Consider the following 25116-nt stretch of genomic DNA (forward strand, 5'->3'; position numbering starts at 1 on the left):
CGAACACCTCGCGTCCGGTTCTTTCGGATGCGAGCATGGTCGATACCGGGGAAGGGAGCGCAGGATGCGTGCCATCTGGAAGGGAGCCGTGTCGTTCGGGCTCGTCTCGATCGGGGTGAAGTTGTACTCCGCGACCGAGGAGAAGGACATCCGGTTCCATCAGGTGCACCGCGAGGACGGCGGGCGGATCCGCTACAAGCGCACCTGCTCGGTCTGCGGCGAGGAGGTCACCTACGACGACATCGCCAAGGGCTACGACATCGGCGGCGGCGAGATGGTGATCCTCACCGACGAGGACTTCGCCGACCTGCCGCTGACCAGTTCACGCGCGATCGACGTGCTGGAGTTCGTCCCCGCCGAGCAGGTCGACCCGATCCTCTACAACAAGGCGTACTTCCTGGAGCCCGAGGGCACGGCCACCAAGCCGTACGTGCTGCTGCGCGACGCGCTGATCGACTCGGAGCGGGTGGCCATCGTCAAGGTGGCGCTGCGCCAGCGGGAGCAGCTCGCCACGCTGCGGGTACGCGAGGGTGTGCTGCTGCTCAACACGATGCTCTGGCCGGACGAGATCCGTACCCCCGACTTCGGGTTCCTCGACGAGGACCTCAAGGTGCGTCCGCCCGAGCTGGCGATGGCCAGTTCGCTCATCGACTCGATGACCGGCGAGTTCGAGCCGGACGTCTTCACCGACGACTACCGGGCGGCGTTGCAGGAGGTCATCGACGCCAAGGTGGAGGGTCGGGAGGTCGTGCAGCCGGAGGAGGTCGAGGAGGCCCCGGCGGCGGCGGTCGACCTGATGGCCGCGCTGAAGGCGTCGGTGGACCGGGCCCGGGCGGCCCGCGGCGAGCAGCCCGCGCGTGGCGGCGGTGGCGAGCCGACGCCTATCTCGTCGGCCCGTTCGGCGCAGAAGACGGCCGAGAAGAAGGCGACGAAGGCGCCCGCGAAGAAGACCGCCGCGAAGAAGACGGCGGAGAAGAAGGCCGCCGAGCCGGCGAAGAAGACCGCCGCCAGGAAGACCCCCGCGAAGAAGGCGGAGCCCGCGAAGAAGACGACCGCGCGCAAGACCGCGCCCCGCAAGAGCGCCTGACCGTACGCCGCACCGGGGGTGTCCGCCGGACCGGGTACGCTCCGCCGGCCAGTGGCCACCGGAGGAGCCCTCATGCCGTACACCCCTGATCTGGGTCGGTTGTTGACGCCCGGCGCCCGATTCACGGACCAGCACGGCGCGTACCTGATCGAGGTCCACCCGGTGGGCGACATCGCGCTGCCGACCGGCCAGGTGGTCGGGTGCGACCCGCTGGTCCGGCCGGAGGCCGAGCCGTTCACGGTGACCGTGCCCCCGGGGCGGCATCCGGCCCGGGCCTGGGTGGCCGCGGTGCTCCGGGAGGACGCCGAGGTGGACCGGCGGGTCGCCGCGCTGGAGTTGGTGATCTCCGACGGGCCGACGGTCCGCTGGGAGCCGGCAGTCGTCGGCGACCAGGACGTCACCGACCTCGGCGCCGACGACTACTTCGGGTACGGGGTGGACGCGGGCGCCGGCACGCTGGCCGACCCGACGGCGCTCGCCGTCCTGGAGACCTGGGACGAGGAGCAGGTCGAGGAGGTGTTCATCCCGGCGGAGCTGCCCTCGTCGCCGGTCCCGGGGCTGATCACCGCCGTCCTGGACGAGGCCACCGGCGCGAACGTCGTCACCGTCGCCACCGGTTGGGGTGACGGTTGCTACGGCCCCTGGATCGGCCGGGCCGCCGACGGGCGGGTCACCTCGTTCGTGACCGACTTCATGGTCGTCCCGGGATAACCGCCTCCGACGGCGTCCCTGGGCGATCCGTGCCGTCCGGGGCGGGCACGGTAGGCCGCCGGGCGGGTACCGTGTGCGTCGGCTTTCCCCCCGGCACCGGGTGCCGGCCACACCTTCGCAGCAGGGAGTCGACGACGTGAGCGAGCGGACGCAGCAGAACCGGTCGGAGGGCCAAAGCCCGGCGACGAAGGCGGGGCGGCGGCTGGCCGCCCAGCTGGCGGAGCAGAAGGCCGCCGAGGCGAAGCGCCGCCGCAACGCGTGGGCGGGCGGCCTCGCCGGCATCGCCGTGATGGCACTGCTGATCGGCGGTTTCGTGTGGGTCGACAAGACTCGGGGCGACGACGACAAGTCCGCGAACCAGGCCGCCGCGACCCCGAGCGCCTCCGCCGCGGCTCCGGACGCGCCCACCGCGCCGCCCGCCCCGCAGCTGCCCGAGGGCGCCGACCCGGCGCTGGGCAGCAAGCCGAAGGTGACGGCGGGCAAGGGCGAGCTGAAGAAGCTCACGGTCACCCCCGTGATCAAGGGGACCGGCCCGGCGGTGAAGCAGGGGCAGACCATCACGACCAACTACGTGGGCGTGTTCTACAAGGACGGCAAGGAGTTCGACTCGTCCTGGAACTCCGGCCAGCCGGCCTCCTTCCCGATCGGTGTCGGCCAGGTCATCCCCGGCTGGGACCAGGGCCTGGTCGGCGTGACCGTGGGCAGCCGGGTGCAGCTCGACATTCCGGGCGAGCTGGCGTACGGCAACGACGAGGCCGCCGCCGGTGGACGCCCGACCGGGCCGCTGCGCTTCATGGTGGACGTGCTCGCCGCCCAGTGACCTGCCCAGATCGTCCCGGTTGTCGCCGGGACGCGATGGAGTTGTTCACATGGGGCTTCCGGCCCGTCACCCTCCGGCAGTAGGTTCGGCGTCACCCCGGGCGGCCCACCGTCCGGGGTGACCATGCGGACGCGGGACGCGGAGGTGCACGTGACTGACGAGCCTGGGCGTACGGCCCGGTTGATGTGGACGCATTTCGAGCCGGTGCACGCGGTCACCTACTTCCACCCCCGGGCGCGGGCCGCGTACGAGGCGGTCGGGCTGCGCGGCTACTGGCGGGGTTACTTCGCCGGGCGGGCCGCTCCGCTCGGCCCCACCGAGGCGGCCCCGGTGATCTCCGCGTTCTTCACCTTCGCGCCGCCGATGGTGACCCGGGCTCTGCCTGCGGTGTGGCGGTTGGCCACTCCGCAGGAGGCGCTGCGTGCCCGGCTGACCGGCGCGGTGCAGGCCCTCGCCGAGCTGACGTACGAACTGCCGGAGACCCATCTGGCGGAGACCGCCGACCTGTTGGAGCGGGCCGCCGGGGCGGCGCAGCCGGCCGGCCGGCTGCTCGGCGCGGTAAACGCGGCACTGCCGATCGGGGAGTACCCCCTGGCCCGGATGTGGCAGGCCGCGACCACGCTGCGCGAGCACCGGGGCGACGGGCACGTGGCGGCGCTTGTGGCCGCCGGCCTGGACCCGGTGGAGACCCTGGCGTGGCGGGTCGCCGTGGACATGTCGCCGGTGAACCTGCTGGGTCGGGGCTGGTCCGAGGAGCAGTGGCGGGCCGCCCGCGAGCGGTTGGCGCAGCGGGGCTGGTTGACACCGGACGGGACGGCCACCGAGCACGGCCGGGCCGGCTTCCAGGCGGTCGAGGACGCCACAGACCTGGCCGCCGCCCACCCGTGGCAGGCCCTCGGCTCCGACGACACGGACCGGCTCCGGGAGCTGCTGGAGCCGATCGCCAGGTCCTGCCACACGCTGATCCCGGAGGGCAGCCCGATCGGACTGCCCGCGCTGCCCGGCTGACCGGACGCCTCCGGGTCGGGCAGGATGGGCCCGTGGCGGATGCGGTGGTCTTCGACCTGGACGGCGTGATCGTGGATTCCGAGCCGGTGTGGGAGGAGGTCCGGCGGGCGTACGTGGCGGCGCACGGCGGCACGTGGCAACCGGACACGCAGCGCCGGTTGATGGGCATGAGCACCGGTGAGTGGGCGCACTACCTCAGCGGCGAGCTGGGGGTGGACCGCACCGCCGGGCAGGTCGCCGACGAGGTGGTCGAGGAAATGACCCGGCGCTACCGGGACCACGTACCCCTGATCGACGGTGCCGACGAGGTGGTGCGCCGGCTGGCCGCGCGGTGGCCGCTGGGGCTTGCCAGTTCGTCGCCGACCCGGCTGATCGCGGCGGCGCTGGCCGCCACCGGTCTCACCGACGCGTTCGTGACGACCCTGTCCACCGAGGAGACCGAACGCGGCAAGCCGGCCCCGGACGTGTACCTGAGCGTGGCGCGGCACCTCGGCGTCGACCCGACCCGCTGCGTGGCGGTGGAGGACTCGTCGAACGGGGTCCGGTCCGCCGCCGCCGCGGGGATGCGTGTGGTGGCGGTGCCGCACGGGTCGTACCCTCTCGACCCGGACGCGGCCGGGCTGGCCGTGGTGTCGCTCGCCGCGATCGGCGAGCTGACCCCGGAGCTGGTGGACGACCTGGGTTGATCGAGGCTGAGCGGGGTACCGCAGCCGCGGTGCTCGGCGCGGAAGCCGTGCAGGGTGAGGAGACCACGGATGAAAGCCATCGTGTACGAGCGCACCGGCGATCCTTCGGTGCTGGAACTGATCGATCGGCCGGTGCCGGAGCCGGGAGCGGGCGAGGTCCTGGTCCGGGTGGCGGTCTCGGGGGTGAATCCGACGGACTGGAAGTCCCGCCGCAGCGCCGCGCCGGACGGGTGGCAGATCCCCGGGCAGGACGGGGCGGGTGTGGTGGAGGCGGTCGGCGAGGGGGTCGGCCGTGAGCTGATCGGTGAGCGGGTCTGGATCTGGGAGGCGGCCTGGCGGCGGCCGTGGGGCACCGCCGCGGAGTACACGCTGGTGCCGGTCCGGCAGGTGGTACGCCTGGGCGACGCCTCGTTCGAGGTGGGGGCCAGTCTGGGCATCCCGTTCCTCACCGCGCACCGCTGCCTGACCGCCGGTGAGTTCATGCCTGACGCGCTGCGCGCCGGCGCCCTGGCCGACCACACGGTGCTGGTGCAGGGCGGGGCGGGCGCGGTGGGCAACGCGGCGATCCAGCTCGCCCGCTGGGCCGACGCCACGGTGATCACCACGGTGAGCAGCGCGGAGAAGGCGCAGCTCGCGGCGGCGGCCGGCGCCTCCCACGTCATCAATTACCTGGAGCAGGACGTGGTCGAGGAGGTCCGCAGGATCGCCCCCGACGGGGTGCACACGATCGTGGAGGTCTCCCCCGCCCGGAACGCCGCTGTCGACGTGCAGGTGCTGCGGCACGGCGGCGCGGTGTGCATGTACGCCGACGACGGCGGGGGCGAGGTGACCATCCCGGTCCGGCCGATGATGGCGCCGAACGCGCGTTGGCAGTTCGTGCTCGTCTACACCGAGCCGAAGGCGGCCAAGGCGCAGGGGGTGGTCGACGTGGCGGCGGCGACCAACCAGGGCGGCATCCGGGTCGGAGCGGACGCGGGCCTGCCGCTGCACCGCTATCCGCTGGCCGGGACGGCCGACGCACACCAGGCGGTGGAGGACTCGGCGGTGGGCAAGGTGCTGATCAGCACCAGCGACGCCTGATCGGGTCGCTCAGCACCCGATTTCCCCGTCATCAGGACAGAGGCGAACAAGTTTCGCAACAATGACAGTGCGGGTCGCCCCGCGTGGAACGGGCGGCCCCGGCGCGGTGCGAACGCCGGGGCCGCCCCCTGGGGAGGAATGTCAGGAGTAATCCCTCACCCAACAGGCGACGGTGCCCGGAAATACGTTACGGGGCTGTCAGCTCCCGGACAGTCAGCTCGCCCCCGGCGTACTGCGAACGGACGACCTTCTTGTCGAACTTGCCGACGCTGGTCTTCGGCACCACGTCGATGAACGCCCACCGCTCGGGCAACTGCCAGCGGGCCACCGAACCGGCCAGGAACTCGCGCAGCTCCTCAGCGGTCACCGAGGCACCCTCCCGGACCACAACGGTGGCCAGGGGCCGCTCGTCCCACCGCTCGTCCGGCACACCCACCACGCATGCCTCAAGCACCGCCGGGTGGGCCATCAGCGCGTTCTCCAGCTCCACCGACGAGATCCACTCGCCACCGGACTTGATCACGTCCTTGGCGCGGTCGGTCAACGTGATGTACCCGTCCGGCGAGAGGGTGCCCACGTCCCCCGTACGCAGCCAACCGTCGCGGAACTTCTCCTCGTCCGGGACGTCGTCGCCTACGTACCGGGCGGTCACCCAGGGCCCCCGGACCTCCAGCTCCCCCACGGCCGTGCCGTCGGCGGCCAGGGGCTCGCCCAACGGGCCGACGATCCGCGCCTGCACCCCCGCCGGCACCCGCCCCTGCGTGTAGCGGTACCGCCACGCCTGCTCACCGCTCGCGCCGGCCGGTGGACGCGAGACCGACCCCAGCGGGGACATCTCCGTCATCCCCCAGGCGTGGATGACGTCGATCCCGTACCGCTCGTCGAACGCGTGCATCAACGCCGGCGGACAGGCCGACCCGCCGACGATCACCTCGGTGAGCGAGGAGGTGTCCACGTCGTGGTCGTCCAGGTAGGCCAGCAGGTCGGTCCAGATCGTCGGCACCGCTCCGGCCAGGGTGGGCCGCTCCGCGGCGATCATCTCGGCGATCGGGGCGGCCTGGAGGAACCGGTCCGGCATGATCATCGACGCGCCGGAGAGGAACGCCGCGTACGGCAGGCCCCACGACATGGCGTGGAACATCGGCACGATGGCCAGCTCCCGGTGGGTCGGCCCGAGACCGAAGCCCTCCGGCATGCAGACCTGCAAGGAGTGCAGATAGATCGACCGGTGCGAGTACGCCACACCCTTCGGGTTGCCCGTGGTGCCGGAGGTGTAGCAGAGCGCCGCCGCGTCGCGCTCGTCCACCTCGGGCCAGTCGTACACCTCGGGCCGGTCGGCGAGCAGCGCGTCCCAGTGGTGCACGGTGATCCGGTCACCGGCGGCCGCGACGAGCGGCGCCGGATCGCCGCCGCCGACCACCACCACGTGCCGCACCGTGGTCAGCTCGCCGATCACCCGGGCCAGCAACGGGATGAGGGTGGTGTCGACGAGCACCACCCGGTCCTCGGCGTGGTTGGCGATGTAGACGACCTGGTCGGGGAAGAGCCGGATGTTGAGGGTGTGCAGCACCGCGCCCATGCTCGGCACCGCGAAGTAGGCGACCAGGTGCTCGTTGTTGTTCCACATGAAGGTGGCGACGCGCTCGTCGCCGGTCACCCCGCACTCGTCACGCAGCGCGTGTGCCAGCCGGGCGGCGGCCCGACCCACCTCGGCGTACGTCATCCGGCGGGGTTCGGCGCCGGTCCAGGTGACCACCTCCGCCGTGCCGTGCACGGTGGCGCCGTGGTCGAGGATCCGGGAGACCTGAAGGGGGGCGTCCATCATCGTGCTACGCATGGGTAACAAGCTAGTGTCGCCGGTCACACCTTGGGAACCCCCGTAAATTGTCGCAGGTGAGCATCTCCTGGGCCGATTCGTACGTGGGACAGTTACGCGCGCTCGCCGGGGACCGGACGCTGATGTTCGTCGGCGCCCGTGCCGTGGTCAGCGACAACGCCGGACGCATCCTGCTGATCCAACGCTCCGACAACGGCCAGTGGGCCATGCCCGCCGGGGCCATGGAGCTGGGCGAGTCGATCGCCGACTGCGCGGTGCGGGAGGTCCGCGAGGAGACCGGACTTAGGGCGCTGCGGGTCTGCGCGTTCGCCCTCTACACCGGCCCGGACCGGACCAGCACCAACATGTACGGGCACACGTACCAGGTCTTCACCACGGCGTTCAAGGTCGAGGAGTGGGACGGGCAGTTGACCCGGACCACCGACGAGACCACCGACGCCGGCTTCTTCCCCCGGGACCGGTTCCCCGCCCCGCTCTCCGGCTCGGTCCTGGAAACCCTGGCCGACCTGGACGTCTTCGAGAAGACCAACCGCCTGATCCTCAAGTAGGAAGGCCCCGGAGCCGGTCGACTCCGGGGCCTCACCAGGTCGGATCAGGTCGCCGGCACCACACCGACGTCGATCGTCACCACACCGCCGTCCACCACCTCGATCACCGTGCTGTCGGCGTACGGGGCGTTGTACGGCGACTCCGGCACCAGCGTGACGTCCGAGTCGGTCGCGTCGTCCCCGACGTCCGGGATGGTGGGCAGCCAGCCGTAGATCAGCCCGGCCCGGACCACGTACCGTCCCGGCGGCAACGCGCGCTCGTAGTCGCCGTAGATCGAGAATCCGGACGTGGGCGCCTCGATCGGGGACCCGCCCTCGGGGATGAACGTCAGCCTGTTCACCGGCGGCTCGTAGGAGATCAACGGCTCACCGGCGTCCCGCTGGCCGTCGCGGTTCTCGTCGTTCCAGCCGGTGCCGCGTACGGTGCCCTGGGGAAGGTAAACAGTCGTTGCCGAACGGGTGTTGTCGGCCTGGTCGGTGTCCGGGTTCGCGGAGGTCACCGCCGCCGTCAGGGTCAGTGGGCCGGCGGGCGTACCGGCGCCGACGGTGACGTCGAGCGGGAGGTAGTGGTACTCGCCCCGGTACACGGCGTCCCGCTGGCACTCCCAGTACCAGACGCCGCTCCCGGCCTCCTGCCCCGGCTCACACGTCCAGTCCGGATTGCCGGCACCGCCGGCCGTCGGCCGCACCGTGGGGGCGAGCAGCAGACGGACCCGGACGTCCTCGGCCGGCTGGTCGGACAGGTTCTCCACCACGACACCGACAGGCAGGGTGTCACCCGCGACCACCTGGTCGTCGAGGAGCACCACGTTGGTGACCGCGATGTCGGTGGCGTCCACCGGGCCGGGACCGACATAGCGGTACAGCACGTCCGTCTCGTTGTTCGAGTCGATCATCCATTCCCGGCTGGACGTGGTGACCCGTCCGTGCACGGAGAAGCGCTCGTCGTCGACGCCTGCCGCAGCCCGCATGGGGATGGTGATGGCGGCGGTGGCGTCCGGGGCCAGCGGACCGGCGGTACAGATCAACGGCGTCGACGCCAGGTCGCAGGTCCAACCGTCGGCGCCGGACGGCTCGCCGTCAAGCGTGACGCCTGTCGGGCGGTCGACGACCAGCCGGAGATTCTGCGCGGTCGCTGTACCTGTGTTCTTGACTGTGAACATCGGCTGGAGCAGGCCACCCTCGACCGGCACGTCCGTCTCGCCCCACACCCCGGTGTCCGGGCCGGGCAGCAGGTGCAGGTCCGCGGCGAGCGCGTAGGTCGTCTGGACCTGGTCGGTGTTGTTGGTCCTGGTCACCTCACGCGCGCTGGTCGAGGCCGTCGCCGCGATGGTGGCGACCTTTCCGGCAGGTCCGGCCGGGAGGTCGAGGTAGATCAGTAGCGGCTCCGCCGAGCCGCCCGCCGGCACCGCGCCGTAGTTGTGGACGCATTCGAAAGTGGTGTAGTCGCACTGCCAGGATGCGCCGACGATCGAACTGCCGGAGGGCAGCTTGAAGGAGACCCGGACATCGTCCACGCCCGCCGTGCCGATGTTGTCGACGCTCGCCCGCACGACCACGGTCGTCCGGTCCGGCCAGATCATGGCCGAGGAGCTGACGGTGGTCAGGTCGAGCCGTAGGTCGGCGCGGCCGGCGGCTGCGGCCGGCGTGGCCTGCGTCGTCGCGACTGCCGCAGCTGAGGTGAGCAGCGCGAGACCGACGCCGAGCAGGCGGCGTCCGAGGTACTGAGGCATGCACGTCCCCCGAGTAGGTAGGAAGACCGCGCGCGGCCGGCGGAGCCGCCGCGAGCGGCGCCGGCCGGTACGCCCCGTGCGACCGGCCGGGGGAACCGCCGATCGGCGGTTCCCCCTGAAGGACGTCGAAGGTCGTGATTTCGTTACGCGGTCCACACGGCGGGACGGGGGCACGTTCGCGCCGCCAGGTCAGATCATCGTCTGGGACTTGGCCTCCATGTCGGCGGCCGCCTCGTCCTTGGACTCGCGGGTCAGCGGCTTGCCGCCGGGTGGCGGAGCCTCGCCGCCGAGCGGGTCGGCACCGCCCTTGGCACCCTGCGGACCGGCGCCGCGCAGTTCCTTGTTGGGCAGCGCCAGGGTCACCACCACCGCCACGATCGCGATCAGGCCGGCGGTCAGGAAGACCATGTCGAGCGCGTCGACGAAGGCGTTCTGGATCGCCGACCGCACCGGCCCGGGCAGGGCCATGATGGTCGCCGGGTCGTTGATCGAGATGTTCGTGCCGCCGCTCGCCGCCACCTGTGCCTGCTGCTGCGGCGGGAGCTGGGCGATCGCGCCGGGCAGCCGGTCGGACAGCCCTCCGGCGAGCCGCGTGGAGAGCACCGCGCCGAGGATCGCCACCCCGAACGAACCGCCGAGCGACCGGAAGAACGTCGCCGACGAGGTGCCGGCGCCCAGGTCGCGTACGGAGACCGCGTTCTGCACCGCGAGGACCAGCGACTGCATGCAGAGCCCCAGGCCGACGCCGATCACCACCATGAAGGCGAACGCGAGCCAGAGCGAGGTGCCGACCTTCAACTGGGTGAACAGGAGCATGCCGACCAGCAGCGTCACCGACCCGGCGACCGGGAACCACTTGTACCGGCCGATCCGGCTCATCGCACGCCCGGTGAGGATGGAGGTGACGATGATGCCGGTCATCATCGGCAGCATCAGCAGACCGCTGCGGGTCGGCGAGGCGCCCTTGACGATCTGGAGGTAGAGCGGGATGAAGATGATCGACCCGAACATCACCAGACCGAGGACGAACCCGGCCGAGTTGGCGAGCGCGAACGTGGCGCTGCGGAACAGGCGCAGCGGCAGGATGGGTTCGGCGACGCGGGCCTCCTGGAGTACGAAGAGCACGGCGAGTACGGCACCCGCGACGAATAGCCCGATGATCACCCCGGAGCCCCACGCGTACTCGTTGCCGCCCCAGCTCAGCGCCAGCAGCAGACAGCTCACCCCGGCGACCAGCAGGCCGGCGCCGAGCCAGTCGATCGCGTGGTCGCGGCGCTCGAACGGGATCAGTCGCATGACGTGGTAGCAGACCACGATGGCCAGGATCGCCAGCGGCACGTTGATGTAGAAGATCCACCGCCAGTCCGTCTCCGCGAAGTAACCGCCGACCAGCGGGCCGGCCACCGAGGAGATGCCGAAGACCGCGCCGAACAGCCCCTGGTAGCGGCCACGCTCGCGGGGTGACACGACGTCCGAGATGATGGTGAACGCCAACGTGAGCAGACCACCGGCGCCCAGGCCCTGGATGCCCCGGGTGACGATCAACTGCGTCATGTTCTGCGACAGCCCCGCCAGCAGCGAGCCGACAAGGAACGTGCCGATCGAGAACAGGAACACCGGGCGGCGCCCGTACAGGTCGGCCATCTTGCCGTACAGCGGGGTCGACGCCGTCGAGGCGAGCAGGTACGCGGTCACCACCCACGAGTAGTGGTTGATGCCGCCAAGCTCACCGACGATTGTCGGCAGGGCCGTACCGACGATTGTCTGGTCGAGTGCGGCGAGCAGCATGCCGGTCATCAGACCGATCATGAGCAGCCGGATCTGCTGACGGTTCAGCACCGGCGCGGCGGAGGCTTCGGTGGTCATGTGCCCTTCTATCCCGCGAGCCGCAGAACATGCGCCGAGCCGCGAAAAACCCCAACCCCGCCCTACCGGCGTTGATCATGAAGTTATCGCCACGACACGCCGGCCGCGATGGCGGCAACCTCATGATCAACACCGATGGGCGGGTGGGGTCAGGCGAAGGCCTTGGTGATCTGGGCGCAGAAGGCGGGCAGATCGTCCGGTTTGCGGCTGCTGGTCAGGTTGCCGTCCGTTACGCACTCCTCGTCGACCCAGGTGGCGCCGGCGTTTGTCAGGTCGGTCCGCAGGGTGGGCCAGGAGGTGATCCGCCTGCCCCGCACCACGTCGGCCTCGACAAGCGTCCACGGGCCGTGACAGATCACCCCGACCGGCTTGCCCGCGTCGAAGAACGCCTTCACGAACCGCACCGCGTCCGGGTCGCCCCGCAGGAAGTCCGGGTTCGCCACCCCGCCGGGCAGCACCAGCCCGTCGTAGCCGGCCGCGTCCGCCTTGTCCGCGGTGACGTCCACGTCGTACGTGCGGGACTTGTCCAGGTGGTTGAACGCCTGGATGGAACCGGGCTTGAGCGAGACCAGCTCGGCCGTCGCGCCTGCCTTCTCGACCGCCTCGCGCGGCTGGACGTACTCGACCTCCTCGACGCCGTCGGCGGCCAGGAAGGCGATCCGCTTGCCCTGAAGTGTCGCTGCCATCTCGGTACATCTCCTTTCCGAGGGGTACCACAGTTCCCTTCCCGGCCCGCAACGCCCGAAACGGCCCAAGCCAGTAAGGAAGGGCACGACCCGTCGCCGCGCAGGTTTGTCCGGCAGGCCGCTGGGGACCCGGGGCGGCATGGCAGGAGCAGCAGCGGAACAGCGCCGGCTCGCCACCGTCGTGGAGAGCTGGCTCGGACGCCCGGTCCTCGTCGTCGGCGACGCCATGCTGGACGAGTGGCGGTTCGCCGAGTCCGACCGGCTGTGCCGGGAGGCACCCGCCCCGGTCCTCACCCTGCGCCGCCGGATCTCCGCCGCCGGCGGGGCCGCGAACACCGCGGTCAACGTGGCCACCCTGGGCGGCCGGGCGGTGCTCGTCGCACCGGTAGGCGCGGACGTCGCCGGCGACGAACTGCACGACTGCCTGGACCGCGCCGGCGTCTGGGACCGGACGGTCAACCAGCCGGGCCGGCCCACCCCGGTGAAGCGGCGGATGCTGGCCGGCAACCAGATCCTGCTCCGGGAGGACTCCGGCGACCCGGACGACGCGCTCGACCCGGACGGCGTGACCCGACTGCTCACCGCCCTGGACTGCGCCACCGAGGAGTTGCGAGCCGCCGCCGGCGGGGAGGCGCCGACGCTTGTGGTCTGTGACTACGGCCTCGGCGCGCTGCCCGCGCCGGTGCGCGCCTGGCTGGTCGAGCAGCGGGAGCGGTACGCCACTGTCGCGCTGGACGCCCACGACCTGGCCGACTGGCGGGGGCTCGCGCCCACTGTCGTTACTCCCAGCTTCGCCGAGGCGACCCGACTGCTGGCCCGCGCCGGCGGTGCGACCCGACCGGCGACCGGCCCCGGTCTGCACCTGGAACATCCCGACCACGATCCGGCCGACGGCCCGTCCGAACTGAGCGTCGGCGCCGCCCCGGGCGGTGCCCGCGCCGACGACGCCACCGACGACCGCCAGGGCCCGGTCGGTGAGCCCACACCCGGCGAGGGCCGGGTCGCCCTGACCGGCGACGGGCTCAGCGTCACGGGCACCGGCGTCACAGTGAACACCGAGGCCGGGGCGGGCGTCGACCGGGCCGTCCTGGCCGAGTCACGCCTCGCCGAACTGCGCGCCCACACCGGGGCGGACGTGGTCGCGGTGACCCTGGACACCGAGGGCGCGGTGGTCGGCGGCGCCGACGGGGAGCCACGGCGCAGCCACAGCACGCCCGTACCGGCGAGCCACGCCGTGGGCGCCGGCGACGCGTACCTGGCGGCGATGACGCTGGCCCTGGCCGCCGACGCACCGCTGCCCACCGCCGCCCAGCTCGCCCAACTGGCGGCCACCATCACGGTCTCCGACACCGGCACCTGCGTGTGCCGTCGCGAGGACCTGCTGACCGCGCTCGACCTGCCGCCGGAGACCGCCGGGCATCCGTCGCTCGTCGGCACCGACGAGTTGGAGGCGCTCGTCGCCGAGCACCGCGAGGCGGGACGGTCGGTGGTGTTCACGAACGGTTGCTTCGACGTGCTGCACCGGGGACACGTCCGCTACCTGGAGCAGGCCCGCGCCCTGGGCGACCTGCTCATCGTCGCGGTCAACTCGGACGGCAGCGTTCGTCGCCTGAAGGGCCCGGACCGGCCGGTCAACCCGGTCGAGGACCGCGGCGCCCTGCTCGCCGCCCTGTCCTGTGTGGACCACGTGGTGGTCTTCGAGGAGGACTCACCTGCCGCGCTGATCGAGGCCGTCCGCCCCGACGTGTACGTCAAGGGCGGCGACTACCCACCGGAGCTGGTGCCCGAGGCGCCGCTGGTGCGCCGGCTGGGTGGTCAGGTCCGCACCCTGGGGTACGTGCCGGACCGGTCCACGTCCGCGATCATCGAGCGGATCCGGGCGCACAGCCACGACCGGGAACCCGAGCCGGCCCGGGAACCCGACCCGTCGCTGAACACCCGCACCCGCGCATCGTGAACCGCCCACTCGACCCCGGCACGCCGGAGGGCTTCCGCGCCGACCGGCTTGTCGACGTGCTGATCCCGACCCGCAACCGGCCGGCCGAACTGGCTGTCACCCTGGCCGGGCTCGCCGCCCAGGAAGGGGTGCCCGGCTTCGGGGTGGTGGTCAGCGACCAGTCCGACGGCGAGCCCGCGTACGCCCACCCGGCGGCGGCCACGATGGCCCGGGCGCTGCGACACCGGGGGCACCCGGTGCTGCTGACCCGCCGGCTGCCCCGACGCGGGTTGGCCGAACACCGCGCGTACCTGCTCGCCGCCTCGGCCGCCCGGTACGTGCTCAACCTCGACGACGACGTCTGGCTGGAACCGGGGGCGCTGCACCGACTGGTCACCGCGATAGGCGAGCTGGGCTGCGGCTTCGTCGGCAACGGCGTGCACGGCCTGTCGTACGTCGAGGACGTCCGACCGGAGGCGCACGGGCACTACGAGGAGTGGGCGGGGCCACCCACGCCGGAGCGGATCCGGCCGGGCACCCCGCAGTGGGACCGGGCCCGGATCCACTCGGCGGCCAATCTGCTGCACGTCACGGATCAGGTGGCGCTGCCGCCCGGCGCGTGGCGCGCGTACAAGGTGTCCTGGATCGGCGGGTGTGTGCTCTACGACCGGGCGAAGCTCGTCGACTCCGGCGGGTTCGACTTCTGGCGTCGGCTACACGAGAAGCACCAGGGCGAGGACGTCGCTGCCCAGCTCGCCGTGCTGGCCCGGCACGGCGGGGCGGGCATCCTGCCCAGCGGCGCCTACCACCTGGAATCCCCCACCACCGTCACCGAACGGGACGTGGAGGCGTGGGAGGTGGTCCTCGCCGACGAGGACACCCCGCAGCCGGCCTGAGCGCCCGCTACCGGCTGAGCAGGTCCCGCGCGGCCTCCAGCACCTCGACGACAGGCACGTCGGTGACGAACGAGTCGCGGTGCGGGCATTCGCCGTCGCCGGGCCGGTGCGGGTAGATGCCAGGCGTGCAGTCCACCCCGCAGACCGGGCAGTGCACCATCCAGGAGCTGATGGGCCGGTGCCGGCCTCGCAACGGGTTCGCCGTGGTGATCAGGTTGCCGACCCAGAAGATGCCGACCGTGGGCGTGCCCACCGCGGCGGCCAGGTGCACCGGGCCGGTGTCGTTGGAGACGACGAGGGCGCAGTCGGCGTAGCAACCGACCAGCCCGCCGAGGCTGAACGTGCCCACCTGCGGCCGGACCGGCACCCCGGCCGCCGCGACCACCCGGTCCACCACCTCCTGCTCGGCGGGCGTACCGGTCACCAGTACCTCGTACCCGTCGTCGTGCAGCGCACGGGCCACCTCGGCGAAACGTTCGGCGGGCCAGCGACGGCGGGTGTCGGTGGCGCCCGGGTGCAGCGCCACCCGGGCGCGGTCGGCCGGCCCGAGCACCCGGGCCGCCTCGGCCCGGTCGTCGTCGGTGACGGCCAGCGTCGGCACGATCGTGGTCGCCGGAGCGCCCACCAGCCCCACCACCTCCAGGTAGCGGATCACCTCGTGCTGGTAGTAGATGTACGGCAGACACCTGTCCAGCGGCGGTGCGTCGTCGGCGCGCAGGCCCACGGTCAGTCGGGCGCCGAGCCGACTGACGAACGGATTCGAGTTGGCCCCTCCGCCGTGGATCTGCACCGCAATATCGAAGTCCTCGCCGACGGCGGCGGCCACAAAGTCGTCAATCGACGACTCCGGCTCACCCGACTCCGGCGTACGGATGCCGGGGGCGGGCGGCACCACAAGGACCCGGTCCACCGGGCCGGGCCGGTCCTGCCAGAGCTTCACGTGCCACGGCGCACCGAGCAACACGATCTCCGCCGAGGGGTACGCCGCACGCAGCGCGTCGAGCGCCGGCAGCGCGAACACGAAGTCACCTAGCGCGTTCGCGCGCAGCACGGCGACCCGCCGCACGTCGGGGACGAGCCCAGCCGTCGGGCCGAGCAGGGACGGGGTGGCCACGCGGCCGCTACGGCCTGTCGATCTCGCCGACGGTGTCCGGGTGGTGCAGCTCCCGGTCCGCCGCGGGATCGGCAGGCGTCGGCGTACCCCCGGAGGCGTTGCCGGAACGCGGCCCGGTGCGGCCGACGGTGATGGTGCGCGGCGTGGGCCGCGTCGCGCGGGGCACCCGGACGCGGAGCAGACCGTGGTCCATCACCGCGTCGATGCCGTCGGGGTCGACCCGGGACGGCAGGTCGATCCGGTACTCGAAGCCCCGCGTCTCGAAGCCGCCGGGGATGCCCTGGTCGGCGTTGACCTCCGCCTCGGAACGGGCCCGCACGCACAGCTCCCGGTCGTCCAGCTCGACCGCCACCTCTTCCGGCGCCACGCCGGGCAGCCGGACGACCACCTCCCAGCCTTCGGAGGTCTCGGTCAGCTCGACGTCTGACGACGCGGACCGGCCACCCACCAGGCGACTCAGCTCGGCGCGCAACGACTGCAACTCTCCCATCGGGTCCCAGCCCTGCTGGCGGCCTCGCCACCCCCTGCCGAAACCACCCTGCTGCTCGCTCATCTCACCTCTCCGATCCGCTGAGGGGCCGTGGTCGGCCGCAGGGAGCTGGGCGCGTCCAGGCCGGCGTCCCGGTCGACGCCCACACCGAGCCGGTCGACCAGCTCACCGCCGAGCCAGGCACTGATGCCGAGGATCGCCAGCGCGACGACCTCGATCGCGATCAAGGCGCCGCCGGCGGCCCGGGAGTCCGCGTTGAGCCGGACCGCCCAGACGGCCGCGAAGAGGAGGATCACCGCGACGTTGGCCCCCGCGTGAAGCAGACCCACCCGTTTCGCGCGGGTGCCGGTCGGGATCGCCAGCAGGTCGAAGGAGCCGGCCGCCGCCGCGAGCAGGCCGCCGATCAGACCGACGGTGATGTTCCAGTACGCGACCTCGCCGAGGAAGTCGGGACCGCCGACCGTGTCCACCACGTCGAACAACACTGCGGTGACCAGCAGCGCGACCGGGAACATGACAAGCATCGGATGGACTGGGTGACCCAGCACCTTGAGTCGGCTCTCCATGTCCCGGCCTCCACGTGTCGGCTGCACTGCGCGACGGTCTCGTACGGCGGGCCGTACCCCGGGCGATCCGGCGCAAACCTCACGCTGGTCACGGCGGCCTAGGCTGGCCGACGGTGGTACCCGCCACCGGCTCAACGGTCGAGGGAGGATCAACGTGACGGTGGAGATCACTTCGCATGAGGAGCTACGCGACCTGCTCGGCGTCCCCCACCCGCGGGCGGCCAACAAGGACCGCCCCCGCCTGCACGAACGCGACCGCGACTGGCTCGCCGCCTCGCCGTTCTGCCTCGTGGCCACGGCTGGGGCGGACGGCACCTGCGACGTGTCGCCCAAGGGCGACCCGGCCGGATTCGCCCTGGTGCTCGACGACACGACAATCGCGCTTCCCGAACGGCCGGGCAACAAGCGGGCCGACGGCTACCGCAACATCCTCGACAACCCGCACGTCGGTCTGCTCTTCATGATCCCTGGCCGCACCGACACGCTGCGGATCAACGGACGCGCCCGGCTCGTGCGCGACGCACCCTGGTTCGACGACATGGTGGTCAAGGGACACCGGCCGATCCTCGCCGTCGTGGTGGAGATCGAGCAGATCTTCTACCACTGCGCGAAGGCGTTCCTGCGCTCCGAACTGTGGCGGCCGGAGACCTGGCAGCCCGACGCGCTGCCGACCCGCGCCCGACTGATCAAGGAGGTCGAGGCGCCGGCGGAGAGCCTGGAAGACCTGGAACGGCACTACGGCCCGGAGTACGCGAAGACCATCTACGCCTGACCGCGGTCACCCGCACCGCTCACTCCGGGGCGGCCGACACCGTCCACAGGTGACCGTCCGGATCGGCGAAGATGCCCGCGTACCCCCAGGGTTGTGCGGCCGGCTCGGTGACCACCTCGGCGCCGGCGGCGCGCCCACTGGGGATCAGCATCAGTCGCAACCCGTCGTTCACCGCGAACTGCAACGGCTCCGGCAGGCCGTCGTCGGCAAGCTCCCCACCGCGTCCAGGCCGAGCCCGTCCCGATAGAAACGGTACGAGGTCCGACGGTCGGCGATGGGCAGGCTCACGGTCACGGTCACCGCGCCAGTATTCCGTGAATTAGGGTGGCCGTGGTGACCGTTGACGACTGGTTGGCCAACACCCGCACCTCCTACGACACCGTCGCTGTCGACTACGCGCACCTGCTGCGCGACTTCCTGGCGCAGGCACCGTACGAACGAGCCGCCCTGGGGCTGTTCGCCGAACTCGTGGCCACCGTCGGAGGCGGACCGGTCGCCGACGTCGGCTGCGGGCCCGGACGCATCACCGCCCATCTGGGAACCCTCGGCCTCGACGCCTTCGGGATCGACCTGTCGCCCGGGATGATCGCCGTGGCACGCCGCGACCACCCGAACCTCGCGTTCGCGGTGGGCTCGATGACCGACCTCAGCCTCGCCGACAGCTCGGTCGCCGGCCTGATCGCCTGGTACTCGCTCATCCACATCCCCGACGACCAGCTCGGCGGGGTCCTCGCGCACTTCCGGCGGGTCGTACGCCCCGGCGGCCCACTGCTGCTCGGCTTCCACGTGGGCGACGAGACGACCCTCAAGACGGAGGGCTACGGCGGCCACCCCATGAAGATCCACGTGCACCGCCGTCAACCGGCTCAGATGGCAGCCTGGCTGCGCGACGCCGGCTTCAGGGTCGAGGCGCAGACGATCCTCGTCTCGCCGGAGAGCCGTCTCGGCGGCATCATGTTCGCGCGATCAGCGGAGACGGCGACGGCGCGTCCGCGTGGAAGACACGCCGTCGCTCCCGGCTCAGGAGGATGACCCGCTGGATCCCCGCGTAACAGCAGCCCGTTGGTGGGCCGCGCTGCCCTCGCGATAGAACAGGTAGCCGCCGTGGTGCAGGACATCGCCTTCGAAGCGGCCGTCGGCGGTGAACCCACTGTCATCCCAGTAGTCGATGTGGTCGCCCGTCACCTCGTACCGGCCGGTGTAGGCGCTGTCCCGCTGGCCACGTGCCTCGTCGTAACGCCCGTTGGCCAGCAACTCCTGCCGGATCTGGTTGTCGGCGGTGACCCACATCCCGACGTACGGGTGTGGGGTGGCTTCGGTGGTCGAGATACCTGACATGTCAGCCTCGCTGCCGGGTCGGACGGATGATGATCTCGTTGACGTCGACGTCCGCCGGCTGCTCGACGGCGAACAAGATCGCCCGTGCGATGGCATCAGGCGAAATCGAGTTCCTGCGGTACTCCCTCATGGCCTCACGGGCGACCGGATCGGTGATCGTCTCGGCCAACTCGGATTCGACGACGCCCGGCGTGATCGTGGTCACCCGCAGGCTCGGGTCGGCCTCAAGACGCAGACCCTCGGTGATCGCCCACGCCGCGAACTTCGTCGCCGAGTACACGGCGGAGGTCGGCACCACCTCGTGCGCGCCGACGGAGGCGACGGTGACCAGGTGACCGCTGCCCTGCCGCTGGAAGACCGGCAGGACAGCGGCGATTCCGTGCAGCAATCCCCGCACGTTGACATCCAACATCCGGTCCCACTCATCGACCAGCAGGGCGTCGAGCCGGGACAACGGCATCAGACCCGCGTTGTTGACGAGTACGTCGACCCGCCCGAACTCGGCGACCGCACTGTCGACGAACGCGGCGACGTCGCCACGGTCGGTCACGTCGAGCCGCCGTACCCGGATGTTGTCGTGGCGGTCGGCGAGCGCGGCGAGCCGCTCTCGCCGTCGAGCGCCCGCGACCACGTCATGCCCCTCGCGGGCCAGGCGCAGGGCGACCGCCTCGCCGATCCCGCTGCTCGCGCCGGTAACCAGAACGACCTTTTTTGTGGTTTCCATGGCTCCACGGTCCGACCTCCGGCGGCCGTCAACCAGGGTGCGTCACACCCCCGCAGACCCCCTCGGCTGCCGGTCGCCCGTGGCTAATGTTGGGAACATGGACGGCACCAATCCACTCGGCGACTTTCTGCGCGCCCGGCGTGAAATGACCAGCCCGGGAGAGGTCGGAGTCGTCTCCTCGGGCCGACGCCGGACGCCCGGTCTGCGACGGGAGGAAGTCGCCCAGCTGTCCGGAGTCAGCACCGACTACTACACCCGTCTGGAGCAGGGGCGGGAACAGCACCCGTCCGACCAGGTGCTGGACGCCATAGCCCGCACCCTGGGACTCGATCACGAGGAGACGGCGCACCTGCACCTGCTGACCAGGACCAGCCGCGGTCCCGTCCGCAGGGGGCACCGTGAGACCGTCCGGCCGAGCCTGCTGCGCCTGATGGACGGCTGGCTGCACACCCCCGCACTGATCATCGACCGCAGAATGGACATGTTGGCCGGTAACCGGTTGGGGCGTGCGCTCTTCGCCAAGGCGTTCGAGGAAGACGAGCCCAATCTCGTCCGGTTCGTCTTCCTGAGCCCTGCAGCTCGTTCCTTCTACCCCCAATGGGGGCAGGTCGCGCAGTCCAGCCTCGGCGCCCTGCGGGCCGCCGCCGGCGACATGCTCAACGACCCCCGACTCATCGACCTCGTCGGGGAGCTGTCCCTCAAGAGCCCCGAGTTCCGCCGGCTGTGGGTACGTCACGACGTACGCGGAAAAACCCACGAGGCGAAGGTGTTCCACCATCACGACGTCGGCGAGTTGACCCTCACCTACGACTCCCTCACCGTCGACGGCGCGACGGGCCAGCAGTTGATCGTCTACCAAGCCGAGGCCAACAGCCGGTCGGCGCAGGCACTGGCCCTGTTGGGAACGGTCGCCGCCGAACTTCCCACATCAGCACCGGTAAGACGGTAAATCGCCGCAGACGACTGGAAGTCCCGGCGGGAACGGCTGCCCACCGGTGGCGGCAGGGAGCACTTCAGGCGGAGAAGGCAGAAGCCCAGGTCGATGACCTGGGCTTCCGTACCGAGCCGCCTGACGGAATCGAACCGTCGACCTACGCATTACGAGTGCGTCGCTCTAGCCGACTGAGCTAAGGCGGCAACGATCAGCAAGTGTACGGCACCGCCCGCGCGCCGGCCGAACGGGATACCCCTCCCCGCCTCCGTATCACCAAGCGGACATCGGCCGCCATCTGGACGTTTACCGGACAGCGCATGATCGGGTCCGGTACTACGCTGCGGCGGGTGAGCGACGAACGCGACCACCCCGAGCGGGCCGTCCGACGGCCACGCAGCACCGACCCGCTGGAGTTGGGTTTCACGCCGCGCAAGCCGGTGCCGTGGCTGGCGCCGTTCCTGCTGATCAGCACGGGCATCCGTACGCTGCTGGCGGTGCTCTTCGGGGCGTACCTGGACAAGCGGGAGTTGCAGAACGCGTTCGGCGACGACGTCTTCCGCCAGGTCGGGCCGGACGGCGGGGTGTGGCTGGACTACGTCGCCGACCTGGGCGACGGCTTCAACGCCACCTACTCGGTGGCGTACCTGCTGGCGCAGGCCGAACTGACGGTGGACGGGCACCGGCTGCCCCGGGCGCAGACCCTGGTGATGGGCGGCGACCAGGTGTACCCGTCGGCGGCGTACGCCTCGTACGAGGACCGCTGCAAGGGCCCCTACCAGGCCGCGCTGCCCGTGATGCCACAAGAGCAGCCCACCCTGTTCGCGGTGCCCGGCAACCACGACTGGTACGACGGCCTTACCGCGTTCTTGCGGCTGTTCGTCCGCTCCCGGGACCGCAACTTCGCCGGCTGGCGTACCGGGCAGTCACGGTCGTACTTCGCGATCGAGTTGCCGGCGGGCTGGTGGCTGCTGGGTGTGGACGACCAGTCCGGCTCGTACCTGGACGACCCGCAGTTGGCCTACTTCGACGAGGTGGCCCGCCGGCTCGGCCCCGAGTCAAAGGTGATCATCGCGGCGCCGGCGCCGACGTGGGTCAAGGCGGCGGACAGTCCGACGGCGTACGACTCGATCGACTACTTCGTCCGCACCATCATCGACCCGACGGGGGCGCAGGTCCGGCTGCTGCTCTCCGGCGACCTGCACCACTACGCCCGCTACGCCGGCACGGACAGGCAGTTGATCACCTGTGGTGGCGGCGGCGCGTACCTCTACCCCACCCACAAGTTGCCCGAGCGCATCGAGGTGCCGCCACGGGACACGCCGACGCGGCGTGCCAGCCGCACCGAGGCGTACGACCTGGCCGCCCGCTACCCGGAGGCGGCCCGCTCCCGCCGCTACGGCTGGGGCATCTTCGGCCGGCTGCCGTTCCGCAACCCCGGCTTCGCCACGCTGCTCGGCACCCTGCACACCCTGCTGATGCTGGCCATGGCGGGCGCGACCGCGAACTGGGCCGACAGCACCAACCAGCGGCTGTTCAGCGTTCCGCTGGTGGCGATGGTGCTCGTGACTGTGGTGGCGGCGGCCCTGTTCGCCAAGCCGCCAAGCGCGAGCGGCAAGCGGCACGCGCGGCACTGGATACTCGGCGTCGGCCACGGCGTGGCCCAGGTGGCGCTGGCCGCCGGGGGCACCTGGATCTGGTTGGCGCTGCCGTTCTACGACTGGCCGTGGCCACTGCCGGCGGTCGCCGCAGCGGTCCTCTACGGCCCGGTGATCGGGTTGGTGTCCAGTCAGGTGGTGGCCGCGTACCTGCTGGTGGCGAGCGCGTTCGGGGTGAATGTCAACGAACTCTTCGCCGGTCAGGGCATCGAGGACTCCAAGGCGTTCCTGCGGCTGCGCATCGACCCGGACGGCACCCTGACCATCTACCCCGTCGCGGTGGACCGGGTCTCCAGAGACTGGCAGATCAACCCCGACCAGTCACCCGCGGCAAGCTGGCTGACTCCCAAGGCCCCGCTGAACCCCCGCCTGGCCGAACCCCCGATCACCCTCCCCTGAAGCCCACGCCAAATGTTGATCATGAAGTTGTTGCCCGGACACGCCGAGCGGACGGGCAATAACTTCATGATCAACCGGGCCGACGGCCGGGCCGGGGGCTGGAGGGCGAGGGCCGGGGCTGGGTGGTCAGGGGGCGTAGTGCTGGTCGTGGGCTTGGCGGGGGGCGCAGACCGACGCGCGGGAGCAGGAGCAGCGGGAACCGTCGGCGTCCAGGCGGACCGTCACCGCGTCCCGTGGAACGCTGTGGCCGACCACCCGGCCGTCGCCCTCGGGCGTGGAGACCCGACTGCCGACCGCCGGGGCGGTCTCCTGAAATCTTTGATATAGCGGATGTTCGTACTTCAGGCAGCACATCAGCCGCCCACACGCCCCGGAGATGCGCAGCGGGTTCAGGGGCAGGTCCTGGTCCTTGGCCATCCGGATGGTCACCGGCTCGAAGTCGGTGAGGAACGTGGCGCAGCACAGGTCGCGACCGCACGAACCGATACCGCCCTGCACCCGCGCCGAGTCGCGGGCGGAGAGCTGACGCAGCTCCACCCGGCAGTGCAGCGTGGCACCCAGGTCGCGGACCAGGGAGCGGAAGTCCACCCGGTGCGGCGCGGTGAAGTAGACGGTGCTGCGCTCGCCACCACCCTCGGCGGAGCCGAGCACATGGTCGACGGCCACCACCTTCATCGGCAGGCCGTGCGCGCGGATCAGCCGCTTCGCGGCCACCTTCGCCTCGGCCTTGCGGCGGCGTAACGCCTCGTCCCGACGCAGGTCGTCGTCACCGGCCAGCCCCACCAGACGGGGAAACCCGTCGGTCTCCTCGGTCACCCACTGGGCGGCCCACACGCACTCCGCCACCTCGGGCCCGTCGTCGGTCGGGACGAGCACCCGGTCGCCGACCTGCGGACGCAGGTCGCCCGGGTCGAGGTAGTAGAGGCGCCCGTACCGGTTGAAGCTGACCGCGCAGAGCATGCCCATCCCCCCACCCTACGACGGGACACCGCCGCGAGCGCGCCGGCCGGCACGGCCGCCGCCATCCATGACCGTCGACTTGACCTATTGCCCGGCGACCCGTCGTGCCGTTGCGCCTCGCCCGGACGGTTGAATCCGGGCCGGCGCGCAGGACAAACGCACCTGGGCGGCGTTGAGTGGAGGCAGACCTGCGGGGGGTGCAGGGGGAAGACCACGGCGTCGCCGTGGGCGCCGGCTCACGTCGGGTGCCCGCGAGCGGCGCCGTGGTCTGTCCGGAACGCCGGCTACCAGCCGACGCGGGTGGGCTGCCCGTAGCGGGGCCTGCCGTCCACCGGTGGACGCCAGGCGGACTCGGCCAGGCTCGGCGCCCACTGACGCAGCAGCGTCTCGGCCCCGTCGTACGCGACGCAGAGCACCGCCAGCACCCGCGCGGCGATCTCGGCGGCGTCGGCCACCCCCGGCCCGACCGGCCCGGGCGGCAGCGGCGGACCCGCGGCGGTGGCGGCGACCACGGCGACCGCCTCGGCCGAACGGAGCACGTCGGCGAGTGTCCGGGCCAGGGCCAGCCGGCTGCCCTCCACCCAGTCGGCGAGCGCGTCCGCGTACCCGGCTGTGGATTCGAGCCGGCCGACCAGGCTCTCCGGACCCTCGTCCAGGTGGCGCAGCAGCGCCGCGCGTTCCTGCCCGTACGCGGAGGCGGCCGGACCGGACCACAGCACCGGGTCGGTGAGCGTGGCGCAGACGTCGTCGTACCCCCGCACGAGCCGGCGCACGGCGTGCCCGGCGGCGGTGAGCGGCGCCGGATGCAGGTCGAGGAAACCACGGACCGCGTCGCCGGGCAGGACCTGCATGCGGCGCAGCAGCGGCCAGACCCGGTGCCCCTCGGGGACGCCCGCGGCGAGCAGCGCGTCCACCCGGTGCAGCAGGTCGAGGCCGGGCTCGGCGAGCCGGTCCAGCGGATCCATCACGGCTCCCCGGTGAGCCGGCGGCGGGCGGCCCGGTCGACCTCGCCGTAACGGTCGGCGGCCTCACGAACGGCGGACGCGGCGGCGGCCAGCCGGACGGCGGCGGCCCGCGCCTCACGCGCCCGGTCGTCGGTGGCGGCGGTCCACTGCCTGTGCAGCGCCCGGCCGATCTCGCCGGGGCGGCCGGGGGCGTCCGCGCCGAACGCCACCTGGGCCGGATCGCTTGCGGTGACCCGGTGGGACAGGGTCGTGAGGGTGGCGCTCGCCTCGTCCAGCCGGGCGGAGAGCGCGCGCAGCGTGTCCAT

At 71.7% G+C, this 25116-nt stretch carries 26 protein-coding genes and 1 tRNA gene; 13 read left to right on the plus strand and 14 right to left on the minus strand.

Annotated features, from left to right (window positions below; all coding sequences use genetic code 11):
* Window positions 1-64 precede the first annotated feature (64 nt).
* The 6 genes from AB0N27_RS15385 to AB0N27_RS15410 all read left to right on the plus strand — a co-directional run bounded on the left by AB0N27_RS15385 (window position 65) and on the right by AB0N27_RS15410 (window position 5392).
* Window positions 65-1087, plus strand: coding sequence for a Ku protein (locus AB0N27_RS15385; RefSeq protein WP_364368976.1), 1023 nt, complete (start codon window positions 65-67; stop codon window positions 1085-1087).
* Between the two features lie 72 nt (window positions 1088-1159).
* Complete coding sequence (locus AB0N27_RS15390; RefSeq protein ID WP_364368979.1) at window positions 1160-1798, plus strand: DUF4241 domain-containing protein; 639 nt, start codon at window positions 1160-1162, stop codon at window positions 1796-1798.
* Between the two features lie 100 nt (window positions 1799-1898).
* A complete protein-coding gene (locus AB0N27_RS15395) occupies window positions 1899-2618 on the plus strand; it encodes an FKBP-type peptidyl-prolyl cis-trans isomerase (RefSeq protein WP_364368982.1) in 720 nt (239 codons plus the stop codon).
* 150 nt (window positions 2619-2768) lie between these two features.
* On the plus strand, window positions 2769-3626 hold the full coding sequence (locus AB0N27_RS15400) for a hypothetical protein (RefSeq protein ID WP_364368985.1): 858 nt from the start codon (window positions 2769-2771) through the stop codon (window positions 3624-3626).
* Window positions 3627-3658: 32 nt separating this feature from the next.
* Entirely contained in the window at window positions 3659-4312 is a 654-nt protein-coding gene (locus AB0N27_RS15405) for an HAD family phosphatase (RefSeq protein WP_364368988.1), read from the plus strand.
* A gap of 69 nt (window positions 4313-4381) precedes the next feature.
* Entirely contained in the window at window positions 4382-5392 is a 1011-nt protein-coding gene (locus AB0N27_RS15410; protein ID WP_364368989.1) for an NADPH:quinone reductase, read from the plus strand.
* Window positions 5393-5579: 187 nt separating this feature from the next.
* Here AB0N27_RS15410 and AB0N27_RS15415 read toward each other — a convergent pair whose 3' ends face one another.
* On the minus strand, window positions 5580-7214 hold the full coding sequence (locus AB0N27_RS15415) for a long-chain fatty acid--CoA ligase (RefSeq protein WP_364370742.1): 1635 nt from the start codon (window positions 7212-7214) through the stop codon (window positions 5580-5582).
* Window positions 7215-7285: 71 nt separating this feature from the next.
* Between AB0N27_RS15415 and AB0N27_RS15420 the strand changes: the two genes are divergently transcribed.
* Window positions 7286-7777, plus strand: coding sequence for an NUDIX domain-containing protein (locus AB0N27_RS15420; RefSeq protein ID WP_364368992.1), 492 nt, complete (start codon window positions 7286-7288; stop codon window positions 7775-7777).
* Window positions 7778-7821: 44 nt separating this feature from the next.
* Here AB0N27_RS15420 and AB0N27_RS15425 read toward each other — a convergent pair whose 3' ends face one another.
* The 3 genes from AB0N27_RS15425 to AB0N27_RS15435 all read right to left on the minus strand — a co-directional run bounded on the left by AB0N27_RS15425 (window position 7822) and on the right by AB0N27_RS15435 (window position 12062).
* A complete protein-coding gene (locus tag AB0N27_RS15425; protein ID WP_364368994.1) occupies window positions 7822-9510 on the minus strand; it encodes a hypothetical protein in 1689 nt (562 codons plus the stop codon).
* 189 nt (window positions 9511-9699) lie between these two features.
* Window positions 9700-11376, minus strand: coding sequence for an MDR family MFS transporter (locus AB0N27_RS15430; RefSeq protein ID WP_364368996.1), 1677 nt, complete (start codon window positions 11374-11376; stop codon window positions 9700-9702).
* Between the two features lie 149 nt (window positions 11377-11525).
* A complete protein-coding gene (locus AB0N27_RS15435; protein WP_364368998.1) occupies window positions 11526-12062 on the minus strand; it encodes a type 1 glutamine amidotransferase domain-containing protein in 537 nt (178 codons plus the stop codon).
* 139 nt (window positions 12063-12201) lie between these two features.
* On the opposite strand from AB0N27_RS15435, the gene rfaE2 reads away from it, so the two are divergent.
* Both rfaE2 and AB0N27_RS15445 read left to right on the plus strand, forming a co-directional pair.
* Entirely contained in the window at window positions 12202-14019 is a 1818-nt protein-coding gene (rfaE2, locus tag AB0N27_RS15440; protein ID WP_364369001.1) for a D-glycero-beta-D-manno-heptose 1-phosphate adenylyltransferase, read from the plus strand.
* On the plus strand, window positions 14016-14894 hold the full coding sequence (locus AB0N27_RS15445) for a glycosyltransferase (protein WP_364369004.1): 879 nt from the start codon (window positions 14016-14018) through the stop codon (window positions 14892-14894). The genes rfaE2 and AB0N27_RS15445 overlap by 4 nt, the downstream gene beginning before the upstream one ends.
* A 7-nt stretch (window positions 14895-14901) precedes the next feature.
* Here AB0N27_RS15445 and AB0N27_RS15450 read toward each other — a convergent pair whose 3' ends face one another.
* The 3 genes from AB0N27_RS15450 to AB0N27_RS15460 are packed head-to-tail and all read right to left on the minus strand — an operon-like array spanning window position 14902 to window position 17064.
* The gene (locus tag AB0N27_RS15450) at window positions 14902-16008 is read right to left on the minus strand and encodes a glycosyltransferase family 9 protein (protein ID WP_364369007.1); all 1107 of its coding nucleotides are present in this window, start codon (window positions 16006-16008) and stop codon (window positions 14902-14904) included.
* A 7-nt stretch (window positions 16009-16015) separates the two neighbouring features.
* Entirely contained in the window at window positions 16016-16561 is a 546-nt protein-coding gene (locus tag AB0N27_RS15455) for an Hsp20/alpha crystallin family protein (protein WP_364369010.1), read from the minus strand.
* Window positions 16558-17064 (minus strand): DUF2231 domain-containing protein, encoded by a 507-nt coding sequence (locus tag AB0N27_RS15460; protein WP_364369013.1) that lies wholly within the window; start codon window positions 17062-17064, stop codon window positions 16558-16560. The genes AB0N27_RS15455 and AB0N27_RS15460 overlap by 4 nt, the downstream gene beginning before the upstream one ends.
* A gap of 154 nt (window positions 17065-17218) precedes the next feature.
* On the opposite strand from AB0N27_RS15460, the gene AB0N27_RS15465 reads away from it, so the two are divergent.
* Window positions 17219-17836 (plus strand): pyridoxamine 5'-phosphate oxidase family protein, encoded by a 618-nt coding sequence (locus AB0N27_RS15465; RefSeq protein ID WP_354816294.1) that lies wholly within the window; start codon window positions 17219-17221, stop codon window positions 17834-17836.
* Window positions 17837-17855: 19 nt separating this feature from the next.
* Here AB0N27_RS15465 and AB0N27_RS15470 read toward each other — a convergent pair whose 3' ends face one another.
* Window positions 17856-17987, minus strand: coding sequence for a VOC family protein (locus tag AB0N27_RS15470; RefSeq protein ID WP_364369017.1), 132 nt, complete (start codon window positions 17985-17987; stop codon window positions 17856-17858).
* A gap of 182 nt (window positions 17988-18169) precedes the next feature.
* Here AB0N27_RS15470 and AB0N27_RS15475 point away from each other — a divergent pair, with 182 nt between their 5' ends.
* Window positions 18170-18868: a class I SAM-dependent methyltransferase gene (locus AB0N27_RS15475; protein WP_364369020.1), complete on the plus strand. Its 699-nt coding sequence runs from the start codon at window positions 18170-18172 to the stop codon at window positions 18866-18868.
* On the opposite strand, the gene AB0N27_RS15480 is transcribed toward AB0N27_RS15475, so the two are convergent.
* Both AB0N27_RS15480 and AB0N27_RS15485 read right to left on the minus strand, forming a co-directional pair.
* Entirely contained in the window at window positions 18857-19174 is a 318-nt protein-coding gene (locus tag AB0N27_RS15480; RefSeq protein ID WP_364369023.1) for an Atu4866 domain-containing protein, read from the minus strand. The two genes, AB0N27_RS15475 and AB0N27_RS15480, sit on opposite strands and share 12 nt — an antisense overlap.
* A 1-nt stretch (window position 19175) precedes the next feature.
* Window positions 19176-19898 carry an SDR family oxidoreductase gene (locus AB0N27_RS15485; protein WP_364369026.1) on the minus strand — a complete coding sequence of 241 codons (723 nt, stop codon included), beginning with the start codon at window positions 19896-19898 and terminating at the stop codon, window positions 19176-19178.
* 97 nt (window positions 19899-19995) lie between these two features.
* On the opposite strand from AB0N27_RS15485, the gene AB0N27_RS15490 reads away from it, so the two are divergent.
* A complete protein-coding gene (locus AB0N27_RS15490; protein WP_364369029.1) occupies window positions 19996-20847 on the plus strand; it encodes a helix-turn-helix transcriptional regulator in 852 nt (283 codons plus the stop codon).
* Between the two features lie 114 nt (window positions 20848-20961).
* Here the strand turns inward: AB0N27_RS15490 and AB0N27_RS15495 are convergent.
* Window positions 20962-21035, minus strand: a tRNA-Thr gene (locus AB0N27_RS15495).
* 144 nt (window positions 21036-21179) lie between these two features.
* Between AB0N27_RS15495 and AB0N27_RS15500 the strand changes: the two genes are divergently transcribed.
* Entirely contained in the window at window positions 21180-22886 is a 1707-nt protein-coding gene (locus AB0N27_RS15500) for a metallophosphoesterase (RefSeq protein ID WP_364369032.1), read from the plus strand.
* Window positions 22887-23012: 126 nt separating this feature from the next.
* Here the strand turns inward: AB0N27_RS15500 and ricT are convergent, their stop codons facing one another.
* From ricT to AB0N27_RS15515, 3 genes are all read right to left on the minus strand, one after another.
* Window positions 23013-23852, minus strand: a complete 840-nt coding sequence (gene ricT / locus AB0N27_RS15505) for a regulatory iron-sulfur-containing complex subunit RicT (RefSeq protein ID WP_364369035.1) — start codon at window positions 23850-23852, stop codon at window positions 23013-23015.
* 278 nt (window positions 23853-24130) lie between these two features.
* Window positions 24131-24811 carry a hypothetical protein gene (locus AB0N27_RS15510; RefSeq protein WP_364369038.1) on the minus strand — a complete coding sequence of 227 codons (681 nt, stop codon included), beginning with the start codon at window positions 24809-24811 and terminating at the stop codon, window positions 24131-24133.
* Window positions 24811-25116 carry a hypothetical protein gene (locus tag AB0N27_RS15515; RefSeq protein WP_139583726.1) on the minus strand — a complete coding sequence of 102 codons (306 nt, stop codon included), beginning with the start codon at window positions 25114-25116 and terminating at the stop codon, window positions 24811-24813. The genes AB0N27_RS15510 and AB0N27_RS15515 overlap by 1 nt, the downstream gene beginning before the upstream one ends.

Source organism: Micromonospora sp. NPDC093244, from assembly GCF_040683695.1.
Classification (GTDB): Bacteria; Actinomycetota; Actinomycetes; order Mycobacteriales; family Micromonosporaceae; genus Micromonospora.